We start from the raw sequence: 15,080 nt of genomic DNA on the forward strand, positions 1-15,080 counted from the left end.
AATAGGAATAAGTTTGAGTAAACGAGGGTGAGGGGAAAGGTTATGAATTGGAGAGAACTGGCAAAGCATTTACAGATAAATGAGAGGGGGATAGCTTGCTTAGAGCGTGTGGAAGAAAGTAAGCTTAGCCTTGAAACAATTTGTAGTACTAAAAGTCATGAGCAGTTTTTTAAAGCAGTTAAACAACAAGCTTTATATGATAAGCTAGATTATAGAGAAGTATTTGCCTATGTGTATATGGTGTTAGCAGCTAGGGCTTATGACAAGTACAAAGAAGAGGGCATTGATGATGAGATTTATTATGATACGATGATGGACTTAGTCATTTGGAGTGATGATTGTTATAAGAAATTTGGCATATGGGGGATTGATGAATATGGCTGGCTTATTCATCATGTACAGCTTAAAATCTTTAAATTAGGGCGCTTACAGTTTCAGCCTATAACACTTGGAGAAGCCATAGTTTGTGAGGCGTACAAACTAGAAAAAGGAGAAAAGGTTCTTAATGTACATATACCAGCAGGGGAAGCATTAGATCATGATAAGTGTAAGGCATCCTATAAGATGGCCAAGCAATTTTTTAAGGATGGCAGCATGAATTGTATATGTTCTTCTTGGCTTCTTAATCCAGTTTATGAGGCGCTTCTTCCTGCAAGCTCTAATATCGTTCAATTTCAGAAGGATTACTATATCTATGAGGTAGATGATTTATGTATGCAAGCTGAGGAAAGAATCTTTGGAGAGGTTAAGTCTAATCCGAATTTCTATGCACAAGATACAACTTTGCAGAAAGTAGCAGCTACTTATTTAAAGCAAGGGAAAAGGTTAGGAATAGGTAAAGGGGTTTTAAAAGTAGATTAATAAAAAGCGAATAAGAAAATAAAAGCATTAAAACAATTAAGGTTTTAGTGCTTTTTTTTATTGAGAAGCTAAGTGAAATGAAATAAGAAGTGTAAAAAATATTTGTTGCAGATCGTGTTAAGATGGAGATCTTTAGTGTTTCATAACTTTTTTTGTTCTAAAATACATAATTATACTTATATACTTGACTTAGAGTAAACTTTAAGTGTTATGCTGAATAAGATTAAAACATTCTTAAAAAAGTTCATGAGGAGGGGATAAGGATGAGAACGAAAAAATTATGTATAGCAGGTATATGCCTTACATTATGTATGCTACTACCCTTTTTGACAGGGCAAATTCCTCAGATAGGTAATGCACTAAGTCCAATGCATATTCCTGTTTTACTATGCGGTATGTTATGTGGAGGAACTTATGGAGCTCTAATAGGTTTTATAGCGCCTATACTTCGATTTATGCTATTTGGAATGCCGCCTATCTTTCCAATAGGGATTGCTATGGCCTTTGAACTCGCAGCTTATGGTATGGCTTCAGGTGTGATTTACCGTGCATTGCCTAAAAAGGCGATTAATATTTATATTTCACTAATAAGTGCTATGCTAGTTGGGCGAGTAGTTTGGGGAATTGCAAGATTTATAATGGCTTTGGCTTTTGGCATTGAATTCTCTTTCCAAATGTTCTTATCCGGTGCTTTTATTACAGCTATTCCGGGGATTATATGCCATATTTTAATTATTCCAATCCTTGTAATGGCTTGTCAAAAAGCAGGGGCAGTTCTAAAAGCAAATGAGCAAGAAATAAAGGTAGGGTAAAATACACAGTACATAGGAAGGAAATAGAAAGATGCAGAATGAGGTTATCTTGAAGATAGAAGCGTGTATTAAAGAAAAGGATAAATGCATTTTAGCCATAGATGGCAGAGCAGCAGCAGGCAAAACAACTTTAGCCAATTTACTTCAAGAATACTTTGATGGTGCAGTTATCCATATGGATGATTTCTTTTTACCTTTGGAATTAAGAACAAAAGAACGTTATGCTACGCCTGGTGGTAATGTACATTATGAAAGGTTTAATGAAGAAGTAGGAAGTCAGCTTACAATAGGGTATGCTTTTAAATACCAAAGGTTTAATTGTAAGAAAATGCAGCTCGATACTTGGCAAGAAGTAGAAAATAAAAAAGTGATGATTGTAGAAGGGACTTATGCTACACATCCAGAAATTCAAGTAGCTTATGATATGAAGCTCTTTTTAGATATCAATAAGAAGGAGCAGAAAAGTAGAATCTTACATAGAAATGGGGAGAAGATGTTAGAGCAGTTCTTAAGTAAATGGATTCCTTTAGAGGAAATGTATTTTGAAAGTTACAGTGTAATGGAGCATTGTCATAGGGTATTGACTTAGAGCGTACTCGAAGTGCTAGGCTAATAAAGTTAGAAAAAGTAATTCTATTACAATAATCAAGGGGGATGAAGTAGAATGGAACAGAAAAAATTAGGCTTTGGATTTATGCGTCTGCCATTAACCAATAAAGAAGATCAAAATAGCATTGATTATGAGATGCTCAGTCAAATGGTGGATACTTTTCTAGAAAGAGGCTTTACTTATTTTGATACAGCCTATATGTATCATAACTTCAAAAGTGAGATTGCACTACGTGAAGTATTAGTTAAGCGTCATGACAGAGCATCCTTTACAATAGCAACAAAGATGCCAACTATGTTTTTACGTCAGAAAGAAGATATGGAAAGGATCTTTAGTGAACAGCTAGAAAAATGTGGAGTAGAGTATTTTGATTATTACATGCTTCATAATTTAGGTGTTTCCCACTATGAAATTGCAAAGAAAATGGATGCTTTTGCTTTTATACAGCAGAAGAAAGCAATAGGCCAAATCAAGCAAATAGGTTTTTCATTCCATGATACAGCAGATTTATTAGATGAAATTTTAACAGAGCATCCAGAAGTGGACTTTGTACAACTTCAAATTAATTATCTGGATTGGGATAATGAAAGCATTCAATCAAGAAAATGTTATGAAGTGGCAATTAAGCATAAAAAGTCCGTTATTGTTATGGAACCTGTTAAGGGAGGAGCATTAGCAGATATTCCAAGGGAAGCTGAAGAGCTGTTTAAAACTTATCATCCAGATTTATCTATACCATCTTGGGCCATTCGTTTTGCGGCAAGTCTAGAAAACGTCATAATGGTTTTAAGTGGTATGTCAAATATGGAGCAGCTTTTAGATAATACGAGCTATATGCAGGAATTTGAGCCTTTTACTCAAAAAGAATATGAAAAAGTAGGAGAAGCAGTAGAGATAATCAATAAAGCTATTACAGTTCCTTGTACAGCTTGTCAGTATTGTGTAGATGGATGTCCAAAGCATATTCCGATTCCAAACTATTTTGCCCTATACAACACAGAAAAGCAGGTAACCAATTCCGGATTTTCTACACAGCGCGTTTATTATAGCAATTATACAAAGCAGTATGGAAAGGCATCGGATTGCATAGGGTGCAAAAAATGTGAGAGAAGTTGTCCACAGCATATTGAAATAACAAAACACCTAGAGGATGTAGCAAGAACATTTGAATAAATAAAAAGCCAGAGTACTTTATAGAAGGTACTCTGGCTTTTTGTTTTAAAACGAATGTTGCCCTTCTTCTAATTCAGCATCTGCCTTTGTTACATGGACTGTTCCATGTGGGTGATTTGGCGGAGCGTAGATGGAATACAGCTTAAGTGGAACTGAGCCAGTATTGATTAGATTATGCCAGGTGCCAGCAGGAATGATAAAAGCATCGTCAGCAAATACAGGTTGCTGGAAACTAGGTATATCTTTATGAGTACCCATCATAACAAGGCCTTGACCTTGTTCAAGACGTATAAATTGATCGACATCACTGTGCATTTCTAAGCCAATATCTTCTCCAGGAAGAAGACTCATTAAAGTGAGTTGCAGATATGGACCTGACCATAAAGCTGTGCGGAAGTTATTATTACTTTTAGTAGCCTGCTCAATATTAATAGCAAAAGGATAAGGTCCATAATCTTTAAGGCGCTCGGTCATATCTTGGGAAGTGGCATTACCTCTGTATCGTCTAGGGTTTGGGGAATTATAATGATTAAAAAGACCCATTGTAGTGCTCCTTTCATGGTGATACATTATTAGTATATGTAAGGGCTGTATAGAAGTGATAAGTTGGGAGTATTTACTGATTTTAGATTGGATAAAAAAGGATTAAGGATTAGACAGTATAAGCTATTAGACCATTGCATAAGGACTTAGAAGGAGAAGTAAAAAAGGTAAAAGGTTTTTATAGACCTATATAAATAGGCTTTTCTGTATCTATCGCTTTAGTATATAATAGAAGCAACCTAAATAAAGGAGTTACGAATCGATGAAGTTTTATTTTGCACCTATGGAAGGCATAACAGGATATGTTTATAGAAGGGCTCATGCCCATTTCTTTAATAATGTTGATAAATATTTTCTTCCTTTTATTGCAGCTAATCAGCATGGAAGTTTTTCAACAAGAGAATTACATGATATTTTACCGGAGCATAATGAGGGGGTAGTAGCCATCCCTCAGATTTTAACGAATAACGCAGAAGATTTTATTCGTACGTCTAGGCAGCTGCAAGAATTTGGTTATAATGAGATTAATCTGAACTTAGGTTGCCCTTCAGGGACCGTAGTCACTAAAAATAAAGGGTCTGGTTTCCTTTCACAAAAGGAGGCGTTAGATCAGTTTTTAGAAGAAATTTTTGCACAATCTCTTACGAAGATTTCAATTAAAACACGTATAGGGAAAGATAGTGCAGAAGAATTTTATGAGCTTATTGAAATCTTTAATAAGTATCCTATGGAGGAGCTTATTATCCATCCTAGAATTCAAAAGGACTATTATAAGAATAAACCGAACATGGAAATCTTTAAGGAAGGTCTTGCTTTAAGCAAAAATCCAGTGTGCTACAATGGGGACCTTTTTACAGTAGAGCACTATGAGAATTTTACAAAAGCTTATCCAAATGTAGAAATGGTCATGCTAGGAAGAGGTTTACTTGCTAATCCAGGCCTTATTCGTGAAATTAAAAGCCATAAACCATTAGATAAAGAGGTACTTAAGGCCTTTCATGATAGAATTTATGCAGATTATCAAGGCATTATGTCTGGGGAACGTAATGTCCTCTTTAAGATGAAAGAATCTTGGTTCTATATGATTTATATGTTCTCTAATCATGAAAAGTATGCCAAGAAAATTAAAAAAGCTCAAAGATTATCTGATTATGAGCTAGCAGTAGAAAGTTTATTTAGAGAGCAAGAGATTGTAGAAGGCGCGGGCATGTTTTCTTCTAAATCTATAGAGTAAGCCATAAAAAGTTTAAAAGTGCTTCACAACCTTCTACAATATCCTCATAAGTTACATCAAAGTTACCTGTATACCAAGGGTTTGCAATATCCTTCGGACGAGAAGAAAAATCTAGTAGACGTTTGACTTTGCCTGTTTTATCCTCACCAATAAGGCGGAATAGATTTTTAGTATTATAACTATCCATACACAGAATAGAGCCATATTGATCATAGTCTTCCTATAAAACACTTCTAAACTTGCAAAGCCCAAAAGGATAAAATATAATAGCTTTAAACAGAAAATTGAACTAGAGTAAAGTGTAATATTGCGTAAACCATAAACAGTTAGGAGACAGAAATGGAAAAGGGAAAGCATATCAAAGGCATACTATTTGACAAAGATGGCACATTACTTGATTTTGAGGAAACCTGGAGACCTGTATGGAATATGACAGAAGAGCAATTGGGCATCATTTTACAGATAAGTGAAAAGGAAATGAGAGAAATCAGAGAAAGATTAGGGATTTTAGAAGATGGATTTACCTCAGATAGTATCTACGTAGCAGGTACACTCTTAGATTATGCACAGATTATTTCTAGGGTGAGTCAAAAAGAATTAAGTACAGTTTTAGAGGTATTGAACGCAGTATATAAAGATTTTGTAGAGAGTAAAAGATTACATATTGTACCCATTGGAAATCCAAAAGAAATTATGACTTACTTAAAACAAAAAGGCTACAAATTGGGTATTGTAACAGCAGATAATTTGTTAAATACAGAGTACTTTGTTAAGGAGACAGGTCTAGAATCATTAATCGATTTTATTGCATCAGATGATGGGTATTACCAAATGAAACCCCATCCACACATGTTGGAAGCATTTTGCATGCAAATGGGGCTAGAGAGGCATGAAGTAGCAGTAGTAGGAGATACCTTAAAAGATATGAAATTTGGTAAGCATAATCAAATGGGACAAAGTATTTATGTAACAAGTAGCTATCCTAATGCAGAAGCCATGAAGCTCGCAGACCATGTTATTAAACATGTAGGTGATTTGATAGATTTATTTTAGTAGCGTGTGATGATAGAGTAATTAGGCCTAGAACATAAAGAGAATGTTCTAGGCCTTTGTAGTTCGTTTATTCTAAAAATTGATGGGTTTTACCCATTTGATAGGCAAGCTTAATCATAGCTACTTCTTCAGGTGTCATAGCTCTTTCATACATCTTTTCAAATTGCTGGATAAGCTTTTCAAAATTAATTTTCTTTTTAGGCTGACTTGGGCGGACTGGTTTATAGAAGGGGTCATATTGAATAGAGGGCATATGAGAAGGTCTATAAACTTTTTTAAAAATTTCAGCTGTATAGTAGGCATCGTGAAGTGCATTATGAAAAGGATGAGCTATAGGAATATGCAACATAGAAACAGCAAGTTCAAGACTCAGTAGTTTTTTTATAGGGAGATGAAAGTGTAGGGAGGTATAGGGCTGAATATTAATATAATGCTTTGGCAGAAGATTGATATCAAGTTCATGAGAAAGTGCATTTTTAAAAAGTTCTTTCATATCAATAAGACCCCATACACAAAAGAGGGTATCTGTGCTTCCTATAAAATCTATAAAATCTCTATAAACTTCAGGAAAGCGTGCTTCACTTTCAAGCTGCTCAGTTGTAATGCTAGTAAGTTCTGCAACAAAGGGGCTAATTTGTCCATAGAAGGTGGGTTTAATATAGCGATTAAAGGTTTCAATTGTATGAAACTTTTCATCAAGTTTTAAAGCTCCAATTTGAATAATTTCAAAAGAACAGAGCTTTTTGGGACGATCAAAAATCCTTAAAGATGGCGCATCTTGATTAAATTCTAAGTCAAATACAATATATTGCATAATTATCTCCTTCAATCTATAAACTGCATTTATTTTTAGCCTATTGTGAAGAATCTATTCCATAAATGAAACAAAACAAGTTTGTACATATTAAAAGAAAAGACTTTTTTAAGGAGTAGACAGTATGTATAGAGACATTCCAGAATTTGCGCTTGTTATGATCATAGGACAAGATGAAATAAGTACAAAAAGTTTTGCCAAAAAGTATTTTAAACAAGAAGAAATGGTTAATAAAGAAGACTTAGAAAGTAAGGCAGAAGAAAGACTTGAGGCACGAAAGCTTACTGTTATATTGTTAGAAGACCAAAAAGAGCAGGCTTATGAGATATTTATTCAGTTAGCCAAAAGGCATCACTGTAAGCCTGTAGCTTTTATCCTTCAAACTTCACCAGAAGAAGAGGAAGCAAGGCGTATAGAAGCTTTAACCGCAACATTGCAGAAAAAAGGATTTAAGCAGATAGAGCGTGTGGACTGTGAACAAGATGATCAACACATGACCATAAGGCGTGTAAAACTTGCGAATAATAAAAGAGAAGATCATGGACCTTTTGATATCATAGGGGATATACATGGCTGCTATAAGGAACTTTATACATTACTGGAGAAATTGGGCTATAAGGTAGATGAGAAAGCCTATAAAATAGAGGGGATGGAACCAAGAAAAGTTGTTTTTGCAGGAGATCTGGTAGATAGGGGGCCTGAAATTGTAAAAGTACTAAAACTTGTTATGGGGATGGTGAAAGAGGGGCGAGCTTACTGTGTACTCGGTAATCATGATGGTAAGTTGCAGCGTAAATTAAAAGGCTCTAAAGTTCAGGTTGCTCACGGGCTTGAGAAGACTATGGAAGAGTTAGAAAAAGAGCCTGAAGCTTTTAGGCAGGAAGTCAAAGACTTTTTAGAGACGCTTGTTAGCCATTATGTATTGGATGAGGGACAATTAGTAGTTGCCCATGCAGGCCTTAAAGAAAGGCTACAAGGTAGGGAATCTAAAACGATACGTGACTTAGCTATGTTTGGGGAGACGACAGGGAGGGTAGACCAATTTGGACTTCCTGTAAGATTAAACTGGAGTGAAAACTATGAAGGTGATGCTCTAGTTGTATATGGACATACACCTCAAAGAGAGACTAAAATCATTCATAATACTATTAATATTGATACAGGTTGTGTGTATGGAGGCAAGCTAACTGCTTTTAGATACCCTGAAAGAGAATTAGTACAAGTGCAGGCGGAGAGGACTTATTATGAATCTGCTAGACCTTTCTAAAAATAATTAGATTTAAACTTTCTCTTTAAATAGTAATGCTAATATGTTAAAGTTAAAGACTAATGAAATTAAGTAAGCATAGAGAGGTATTCAAATGAGAAAAGTTATTTTATACATTGCTATAAGTATAGATGGATATATTGCAAGAAAAAATGGAGATGTAGATTGGTTAGAAGGGGATGGCAGTGCGCCACAAGCAGATAATGGGTATGAAGCTTTCTATAGTCAAATTGATACAATTATTATGGGAAATAGCACCTATAAGCAGATTAAAGGATGGGGTGAGTATCCGTATAAAGGGACTAAAGGCTACGTATACACGACTCAAAGAGAAGGGGCCAATGAGGATGTTACTTTTACAAGTCAAAAGCCTGTAGAGCTTATCAGTCAGCTTAAACAAGAAGAAGGCAAAGACATTTGGCTTGTTGGAGGAGCAGAAATTATAGATGCATTTATAAAGGATAACTTAATTGATGAGTATATCCTTACAATAGCACCTGTTATTCTAGGTGAAGGGATACCTTTATTTAAAGATAAAAATCTTGAAACGCGATTAAAGCTAAAAGAGATGAGGTCCTTTGATGGCTTTGTTCAAAACCACTACAGTGTTTAGCAAGGGACTAGCTAAGTAAAATAGATTTATAAGTGTAAGAGATGTAGCCTATTCAAGTATACTCAAATAGGCTGCATCTCTTATTTTACAAGGAAATGAATCTATTTTAGACGGGTTTATTCGAATCAATTGCAAATTTCTTTTGATAAGCACACTGGCTGAAATGTTCTTCTGCTTGATCTAAAGGAATACCTTTAAATTGAATGCCAGTTTTGTTCTGTAGGTCAAAGGTACTTCGTCCAAGACCTTTTTTAATAATTTTATGCAGATAATGAATAGCCTGTGGTTTGAAGCCTAATAGTCTAGCACCTACTACATCTGTGCTGACAGGGTCTGTACCACAAAGAACCATATCCGTATGAATAGCCGTTCCTTTATGAGGACCTGTACCAATCATAGCAGGGCTTGCGCTAACTATAGAGACATCAATCGTAAACTTTTCAAATAGGGCAGCCATAAAATCATGAAGTTCATCATGAATACCTAGGTCTTTTTTAGGATAACCTTGTTCATCACCAGCAGGCCAGCCCATAGTAATGTTTTTTATAGCACCTGATAGAGTAGCTTCTTCATGGATCTTGAGTTGAGTAAAAGAAATAAGAAAGGTCATTTCATTAAAAAGTTTATTGAGGCACAGTCTGCTGGGGCAAGGATGATTAATGTCTAGACTGATAAAAGGCCCTTTATTCAAGTTAATGAATTCTACTTGCTCCTCTTCTATAACTTGTAAGAATCCTACTTGTTACATTAAACCTTGTACATCTTCTTGTCCTGGACCTGTTGCTACTACAACACGTTTAGGGTGATGAGCTTTAACAAGCTGAATAAGTTTTTGTAAACTTTGAGGGCCTACTACGCGTCCACTTTCAGGAGTAGCTGGACTTACCCAGTTCGGTGTAATAACAACTACATCATCTTGGCGAATCATAGAGGAAAAGTTAATAAGATTAAGGCCTTCTTCGATGGCCAAAGATTCATTTTCATTTTGTGTAATAGCTACAATGGGGCTAACTTGCCTTCGAACTCTCATGATACACATCCTTTATCCATAAGATTGATTTCAAATCTATTATGTGTATAAGGAAGCTTTTTCATACACAAAAGATATACATAAGTATTTAAGAACTTTACAATAGAGATAAGGGGAGAGGGGTTAACACTATAAAAATAAAAAATGGCAAAGCTTTTATAAAGGTATAAACAAGAAGTAAAAGCAGATATTATCATTAAAAGGAAAAATGAAAGGAAGGCATTATGCAAAAACGATCATTGGCAGATTCTATAGGCTGGAAACTAGAAAATAGCTATGCAACATTACCAGAACTATTATTTACATTTATAAATCCAACACCTGTACGTGCACCAAAATTAAATAAACTTAATCATAAATTAGCAGAAACATTAGGACTTAATGGTGCAGCTTTAGAAAGTGAAGCAGGCATCCGTATACTTGCGGGTAACAGCATTCCAGAAGGAGGGTTACCTTTAGCACAAGCTTATGCAGGCCATCAATTTGGTCACTTTACCAAGTTAGGAGATGGACGTGCCCTATTGCTCGGTGAGCAGATCACACCAAATGGTAAACGTGTGGATATTCAGTTAAAAGGTTCAGGGCCAACACCTTATTCTAGAAGAGGAGATGGACGCGCCGCTTTAGGACCTATGCTTAGAGAATATATCATTAGTGAAGCGATGTATGCCCTAGGTATTCCAACGACACGTGCTTTAGCTGTTGTAACCACTGGAGAAAGTGTATGGAGAAGAGAAGAAGAAATTGGAGCTGTCCTTACGCGTGTAGCAGATAGTCATTTGCGTGTAGGTACTTTCCAATACGCAGCCAACTGGGGGACTAAGGAAGAACTTAGGGCTCTTTCTGACTATGCAATAGCAAGACACTATCCAGAGTTTATTCATAATGAAAATCCTTATTTGGCATTTCTTGAAGGGGTTATAAGCCGTCAAGCAAGAACAGTAGCTAGTTGGCAACTTGTAGGTTTTATTCATGGTGTTATGAATACGGACAATATGACCATTAGTGGTGAAACGATTGACTATGGACCTTGTGCCTTTATGGATACGTATAATCTAGCAACTGTATTTAGTTCCATTGATACGGAGGGGCGTTATGCCTATGGCAATCAACCACGTATGGCTGCTTGGGATTTAGCAAGATTTGCAGAAGCTTTATTACCACTTATAGATGAGGAAGAGGATAGAGCCATTAAACAAGCAGAAGAGGCCATTGGGCAATTTGGTAAGCTCTATCAAAAGCATTGGTTAGGCGGTATGAGAAGAAAGTTAGGACTCTTTAATGAAGAGGTAGAAGATTTAGAGCTGATTCAAAAGCTTCTTAGTATGATGCAGCAGTATAAGGCAGACTATACAGGAACTTTTATTGCCTTAACAACAGAGACATTAGAAGATACAGTACTTGGAGGTACCTCTGAATTTGTGGAGTGGTTTAAGCTTTATAAGGCAAGACGCACAAGGCAGCAGAAGACGAAGGAAGAGGTTTATACTTTAATGAAAGAGCATAATCCATCTATTATTCCGCGTAACCACCTAGTAGAAGAAGCCTTAGAGGCAGCTGTCAAAGAGGGAAATTATGAGCCTATGGAACGTTTACTTAAAGTGCTTTCTAAGCCCTATTCTTACTTAGAAGAGCAGAAAAAATATAATAGTTTACCAGGCCCATCAGTCTGTCCTTACCGTACATTTTGTGGGACTTAATTAAGAGGTATTTAGCCATATAGAATAGACGCTTTAGAAATCATTTTATAGAAGAATCTTACATTCTTAAAACATGAAAAGGCTTTATCTGTTATTAAGACCCAGTAACAAATGTATTAAGAGTTCGTGACATTTCCCTTTTTAGAGGCCATTAAGGAAGTGGCTAGGCATACACTACTTATATAAGAGGCCTAATAAAAGGGGGAAAAGTGTATGAAAAAAGGTTCTAAAAAATCTATTATATGGATGCTCGTCGTATCCATGATGGTCATTGTCATGCATGTCTTACCTGTTAAGGCTTATACGCCTGAACAGAAAATAAGTGTAAAGGATTATGTTCAGTACGGAACATACGAGAACAAGCCTATTTTATGGTATGTGCTAGATGAAAGCGAAAAAGGTTTACTACTTTGTCAGGAGGAATTATTAAAACATAGAAAAGGAGAAAAATCTTGGCTAGATGTAGAAGAACTACTCGAACAAGAGGATTTATATATGGGGATGGTAGCGGCCTTTTATCTTGATCCAGATCGTATTATCTTTCAAACAGGAGAAGGAACAAAGAAAAATCCTTATATCCTTTATGAAGAGTGGAAAGATCCTTACATTTTTGTAAATGGTACACAAGTAACCCTACCTGATATAGAACAAGTAGGGGATAAAAATATAGAAGAGCCCAGACCGAGTATTGAAGTAAATGGTGTTCTTCAAGAGATTCATACAATGACTTATGATGAGACAGGTAATAAGTTAACTTATGATCTTAAACAGCCTGTTAAGCAAAAGGATATAGTTACTTTTTCCTATAACTTAGGAGAAGATGCGACCAGTGCTATTGCTAAAAAAGGAACAAATCTTATACTCACAAATCTTTATAGAACAGCTGTTCAAAATACAACAATAGATCAAGGATTTGATCCTATTCGTATTATAAAGCCTTTGCAAGATGAATGGGTAACATTAGGAGAACAGAAAAAACTTACTGTCACAGCAAAGAGTGCAGAAACACTTCATTTTAAATGGTTTAAAGAGGATAAAGTCATTAAAGAAGAGTATCAAAACAGTGTAAAGGGTGAGGTAAGTTCTTCTTACACGATTCCCTCTATTACGCAACAAGATATAGGTAAATATAGCGTAGAAGTAAGTCATGCTTCAGATATGAAAAAGACAGAGTGTGAACTTAAAATGAAGCAGCAATATCAAGTAACTACAGCCACTTATCCTTATGATGCAGGAACGATTAGAGATAATAGTGTTAGACAAGATGGTATTTATTATTTAAATGATATGGCAACTGTTACAGCAAATGGAAAAGGCCGTTATGATTTTGTGAACTGGACTGAAAATGGAAAAGAAGTAAGTAGAGATAGAGCTTATACTTTTAAAGTAACAGATCATAGAAATCTAGTAGCTAACTTTAGATGGGATGAACCAGAATACATTCCCCAGTATACGATTCATGTTAAAATAAATCCTTCTGATGCAGGCACAGTAAGAGGCGATTATACTTACAATAAAGGAGAACATGTAACGCTTAAGGCACGTGCCAGGGATGGTTACGTTTTTGACAGCTGGATGGAAGATGGTGAAGTTGTAAGCCGAAATGAAGAGTATAGCTTTACAGTGAAGCAAGATAGATGGCTTAAAGCGAACTTTGAGCCTGAAGAAAAGAACTTTAAAGAGGAGTGGGAAGGATTAAGTTCTAGACAGCAAAAAGCTATTAAAGAACAGTTTGAAGAGTATCTTCCTTATACAACCTTAGAAGAAGAGTTGACACTTGAACAGTTAGATGAACTGACTAAAGGATATTTTACAAGAAAACAACTAAAAGAAGTTTATAGAGATCTAGATTTATTTGAAGATATTACAGATCTAGATTTAGACTGGAAAGTTGTTAACCTTGAAAAAGTAAGAGATGTTTACTTTACAGATTTACCAGTAAGGCACTGGGCTTATACGAATATTATAGAACTGGCTAAACGTGGTATTGTAACAGGTTATCCAGATTATACGTTTAAACCTAATAAAGCGCTTACTGTAGCTGATACTTTCACATTCCTTGATCGTATACTTTTAACCCATAATGAATTAGCTATTAGACAGCCAAGAAGTACTGTAGAAAGATGGATAGAGGATGAAGAGAGCTGGGCATTTGAACACGTAGCCTCCATAGGTTCTAAGCTTAGTGAGAAGACACTTAGAACAATAGGGAGCATGGACGATGAATATGTATCTCGAGAGCTCCTTGCACAGGTACTTTATGAAGTAACAGATGGCCAGCTGAAAAAAACAAAACCTTTAGTAGCCTTTACGGATACGTATTATTCAGATTATCAAGATGGGATTAATTATTGTATTCGAACAGGACTTTTAGAAGGTACAACATCTTATACTATGGAACCAACTAAACCTGTAACAAGGGCTGAAATGATGACAATCTTACAAAGGTTAGATAAGGCTTTAAATAAATAAAGGAATAAGAAGAGGTAAAGGAGTTCATAATAAGAGGAGAACATTAAGTTTAAGTCTTTCACCATAGGTAAAGGAACGTATTATGGATAATAAACCTTATAAACAGTCTGAAGAAGAACCACTTATTCCTATACCACTAGCAGCTATGTCTCCTATCCAGAATATTGGGGGTATAGAAAATGCAGTAACAGATAACATGGGTACTGGGCTTGTAGCGTATATGGGATGGAAGATGGCTACAGAAGACGATAAGTAAAATAGGAATCATAAACATGAATAAAAGAGGATGCTGCATAACAATTTGTTTATGCAGTATCCTCTTTTTTAATGAATAGATTATTTTACAAAGCTTGCAATGATTTCATTCACCATTTTGCCATCTGCTTTGCCTTTAAAGAGTGGCATTAAGTTCTTCATAAGAAGACCTTTGTTTGAAGTATCTAATCCTTGCTCAGCAATCGTTTTTTCTACAAGACTTCTTACATCTTCTTCTGTCATTTGTTTTGGAAGGAATCCAGCAAGTGCATTTAACTTAGCTTGTTCTTCATCAGCAAGGTCAGAGCGATTACCAGCAGTATAAGCTTCAATAGATTCTTTAACTTGTTTAACATGTTTGTTAAGGATAGCAAGTTCTTCAGCTTCGTCTAAATCATGTTTAGATTCTTTAGCAGCTAATTTAATATCAGCAACAACACCACGAAGTGTATCTCTTGTAACGGCATCTTTATTTCGCATAGCATCTTTGACAGCATCATTTAATTTTTCTAATAGCATAGTTCCTTATCCTCCTCAAAAAATATAATTTTTAATAGATGGTTAAATTATAACATAATTTATAGGAAAATATACAGAAAGACTTCTTTAAAAACTGATGAATGAAAGGAAGGCACATAAGAAT

At 35.5% G+C, this 15,080-nt stretch carries 15 protein-coding genes and 2 pseudogenes; 11 read left to right on the forward strand and 6 right to left on the reverse strand.

Going from position 1 to position 15,080, the window contains the following annotated elements; genetic code table 11:
- Window positions 1-42: 42 nt before the first annotated feature.
- From H8718_RS09320 to H8718_RS09335, 4 genes are all read left to right on the forward strand, one after another.
- The gene (locus tag H8718_RS09320; protein ID WP_249332682.1) at window positions 43-861 is read left to right on the forward strand and encodes an acyltransferase domain-containing protein; all 819 of its coding nucleotides are present in this window, start codon (window positions 43-45) and stop codon (window positions 859-861) included.
- Window positions 862-1,124: 263 nt separating this feature from the next.
- The gene (locus tag H8718_RS09325) at window positions 1,125-1,673 is read left to right on the forward strand and encodes an ECF transporter S component (RefSeq protein ID WP_249332683.1); all 549 of its coding nucleotides are present in this window, start codon (window positions 1,125-1,127) and stop codon (window positions 1,671-1,673) included.
- 31 nt (window positions 1,674-1,704) lie between these two features.
- Complete coding sequence (locus tag H8718_RS09330; RefSeq protein WP_249332684.1) at window positions 1,705-2,262, forward strand: uridine kinase family protein; 558 nt, start codon at window positions 1,705-1,707, stop codon at window positions 2,260-2,262.
- A 75-nt stretch (window positions 2,263-2,337) separates the two neighbouring features.
- Window positions 2,338-3,456, forward strand: coding sequence for an aldo/keto reductase (locus H8718_RS09335; protein WP_249332685.1), 1,119 nt, complete (start codon window positions 2,338-2,340; stop codon window positions 3,454-3,456).
- A gap of 45 nt (window positions 3,457-3,501) precedes the next feature.
- Here H8718_RS09335 and H8718_RS09340 read toward each other — a convergent pair whose 3' ends face one another.
- Window positions 3,502-3,930, reverse strand: a complete 429-nt coding sequence (locus tag H8718_RS09340; protein WP_330597630.1) for a cupin domain-containing protein — start codon at window positions 3,928-3,930, stop codon at window positions 3,502-3,504.
- A 331-nt stretch (window positions 3,931-4,261) separates the two neighbouring features.
- Between H8718_RS09340 and H8718_RS09345 the strand changes: the two genes are divergently transcribed.
- Entirely contained in the window at window positions 4,262-5,233 is a 972-nt protein-coding gene (locus tag H8718_RS09345; RefSeq protein WP_249332686.1) for a tRNA dihydrouridine synthase, read from the forward strand.
- Here the strand turns inward: H8718_RS09345 and H8718_RS09350 are convergent.
- Window positions 5,223-5,438, reverse strand: a pseudogene (locus tag H8718_RS09350) (arsenate reductase/protein-tyrosine-phosphatase family protein); the annotation flags it as partial. The gene H8718_RS09345 and the pseudogene H8718_RS09350 overlap by 11 nt on opposite strands.
- Window positions 5,439-5,572: 134 nt before the next feature.
- Between H8718_RS09350 and H8718_RS09355 the strand changes: the two are divergent.
- On the forward strand, window positions 5,573-6,286 hold the full coding sequence (locus H8718_RS09355) for an HAD family hydrolase (protein ID WP_249332688.1): 714 nt from the start codon (window positions 5,573-5,575) through the stop codon (window positions 6,284-6,286).
- Window positions 6,287-6,353: 67 nt separating this feature from the next.
- Here H8718_RS09355 and H8718_RS09360 read toward each other — a convergent pair whose 3' ends face one another.
- Window positions 6,354-7,100 (reverse strand): 3'-5' exonuclease, encoded by a 747-nt coding sequence (locus H8718_RS09360; RefSeq protein ID WP_249332689.1) that lies wholly within the window; start codon window positions 7,098-7,100, stop codon window positions 6,354-6,356.
- 124 nt (window positions 7,101-7,224) lie between these two features.
- Here H8718_RS09360 and H8718_RS09365 point away from each other — a divergent pair, with 124 nt between their 5' ends.
- Window positions 7,225-8,367, forward strand: coding sequence for a metallophosphoesterase (locus H8718_RS09365; RefSeq protein WP_249332690.1), 1,143 nt, complete (start codon window positions 7,225-7,227; stop codon window positions 8,365-8,367).
- Between the two features lie 94 nt (window positions 8,368-8,461).
- Window positions 8,462-8,980: a dihydrofolate reductase family protein gene (locus tag H8718_RS09370; RefSeq protein ID WP_249332691.1), complete on the forward strand. Its 519-nt coding sequence runs from the start codon at window positions 8,462-8,464 to the stop codon at window positions 8,978-8,980.
- Between the two features lie 106 nt (window positions 8,981-9,086).
- Here the strand turns inward: H8718_RS09370 and H8718_RS09375 are convergent.
- Window positions 9,087-9,707 (reverse strand): annotated as a pseudogene (locus H8718_RS09375) (DUF362 domain-containing protein); the annotation flags it as partial.
- Window positions 9,708-9,722: 15 nt separating this feature from the next.
- Window positions 9,723-10,010, reverse strand: a complete 288-nt coding sequence (locus tag H8718_RS09380; RefSeq protein WP_249332693.1) for a hypothetical protein — start codon at window positions 10,008-10,010, stop codon at window positions 9,723-9,725.
- Between the two features lie 224 nt (window positions 10,011-10,234).
- On the opposite strand from H8718_RS09380, the gene H8718_RS09385 reads away from it, so the two are divergent.
- The 3 genes from H8718_RS09385 to H8718_RS09395 all read left to right on the forward strand — a co-directional run bounded on the left by H8718_RS09385 (window position 10,235) and on the right by H8718_RS09395 (window position 14,438).
- Window positions 10,235-11,710: a protein adenylyltransferase SelO gene (locus H8718_RS09385; RefSeq protein ID WP_249332694.1), complete on the forward strand. Its 1,476-nt coding sequence runs from the start codon at window positions 10,235-10,237 to the stop codon at window positions 11,708-11,710.
- 213 nt (window positions 11,711-11,923) lie between these two features.
- Window positions 11,924-14,182, forward strand: coding sequence for an InlB B-repeat-containing protein (locus tag H8718_RS09390; RefSeq protein WP_249332695.1), 2,259 nt, complete (start codon window positions 11,924-11,926; stop codon window positions 14,180-14,182).
- Between the two features lie 82 nt (window positions 14,183-14,264).
- Window positions 14,265-14,438 carry a hypothetical protein gene (locus H8718_RS09395; protein WP_249332696.1) on the forward strand — a complete coding sequence of 58 codons (174 nt, stop codon included), beginning with the start codon at window positions 14,265-14,267 and terminating at the stop codon, window positions 14,436-14,438.
- Between the two features lie 80 nt (window positions 14,439-14,518).
- On the opposite strand, the gene H8718_RS09400 is transcribed toward H8718_RS09395, so the two are convergent.
- Window positions 14,519-14,956 (reverse strand): GatB/YqeY domain-containing protein, encoded by a 438-nt coding sequence (locus H8718_RS09400; RefSeq protein WP_249332697.1) that lies wholly within the window; start codon window positions 14,954-14,956, stop codon window positions 14,519-14,521.
- Between the last annotated feature and the right edge of the window lie 124 nt (window positions 14,957-15,080).

It is taken from the genome of Zhenhengia yiwuensis, assembly GCF_014384995.1.
GTDB lineage: Bacteria > Bacillota > Clostridia > Lachnospirales > Cellulosilyticaceae > Zhenhengia > Zhenhengia yiwuensis.

Bases quoted from the DNA above. Each gene is read 5' to 3' on its own strand.
- H8718_RS09330 (WP_249332684.1), top strand. From the start codon at position 1,705: ATGCAGAATGAGGTTATCTTGAAGATAGAAGCGTGTATTAAAGAAAAG.
- H8718_RS09385 (WP_249332694.1), top strand. From the start codon at position 10,235: ATGCAAAAACGATCATTGGCAGATTCTATAGGCTGGAAACTAGAAAAT.
- H8718_RS09395 (WP_249332696.1), top strand. From the start codon at position 14,265: ATGGATAATAAACCTTATAAACAGTCTGAAGAAGAACCACTTATTCCT.
- H8718_RS09325 (WP_249332683.1), top strand. From the start codon at position 1,125: ATGAGAACGAAAAAATTATGTATAGCAGGTATATGCCTTACATTATGT.
- H8718_RS09380 (WP_249332693.1), bottom strand. From the start codon at position 10,010: ATGAGAGTTCGAAGGCAAGTTAGCCCCATTGTAGCTATTACACAAAAT.
- H8718_RS09335 (WP_249332685.1), top strand. From the start codon at position 2,338: ATGGAACAGAAAAAATTAGGCTTTGGATTTATGCGTCTGCCATTAACC.
- H8718_RS09400 (WP_249332697.1), bottom strand. From the start codon at position 14,956: ATGCTATTAGAAAAATTAAATGATGCTGTCAAAGATGCTATGCGAAAT.
- H8718_RS09370 (WP_249332691.1), top strand. From the start codon at position 8,462: ATGAGAAAAGTTATTTTATACATTGCTATAAGTATAGATGGATATATT.
- H8718_RS09320 (WP_249332682.1), top strand. From the start codon at position 43: ATGAATTGGAGAGAACTGGCAAAGCATTTACAGATAAATGAGAGGGGG.
- H8718_RS09365 (WP_249332690.1), top strand. From the start codon at position 7,225: ATGTATAGAGACATTCCAGAATTTGCGCTTGTTATGATCATAGGACAA.
- H8718_RS09355 (WP_249332688.1), top strand. From the start codon at position 5,573: ATGGAAAAGGGAAAGCATATCAAAGGCATACTATTTGACAAAGATGGC.
- H8718_RS09390 (WP_249332695.1), top strand. From the start codon at position 11,924: ATGAAAAAAGGTTCTAAAAAATCTATTATATGGATGCTCGTCGTATCC.
- H8718_RS09340 (WP_330597630.1), bottom strand. From the start codon at position 3,930: ATGACCGAGCGCCTTAAAGATTATGGACCTTATCCTTTTGCTATTAAT.
- H8718_RS09345 (WP_249332686.1), top strand. From the start codon at position 4,262: ATGAAGTTTTATTTTGCACCTATGGAAGGCATAACAGGATATGTTTAT.
- H8718_RS09360 (WP_249332689.1), bottom strand. From the start codon at position 7,100: ATGCAATATATTGTATTTGACTTAGAATTTAATCAAGATGCGCCATCT.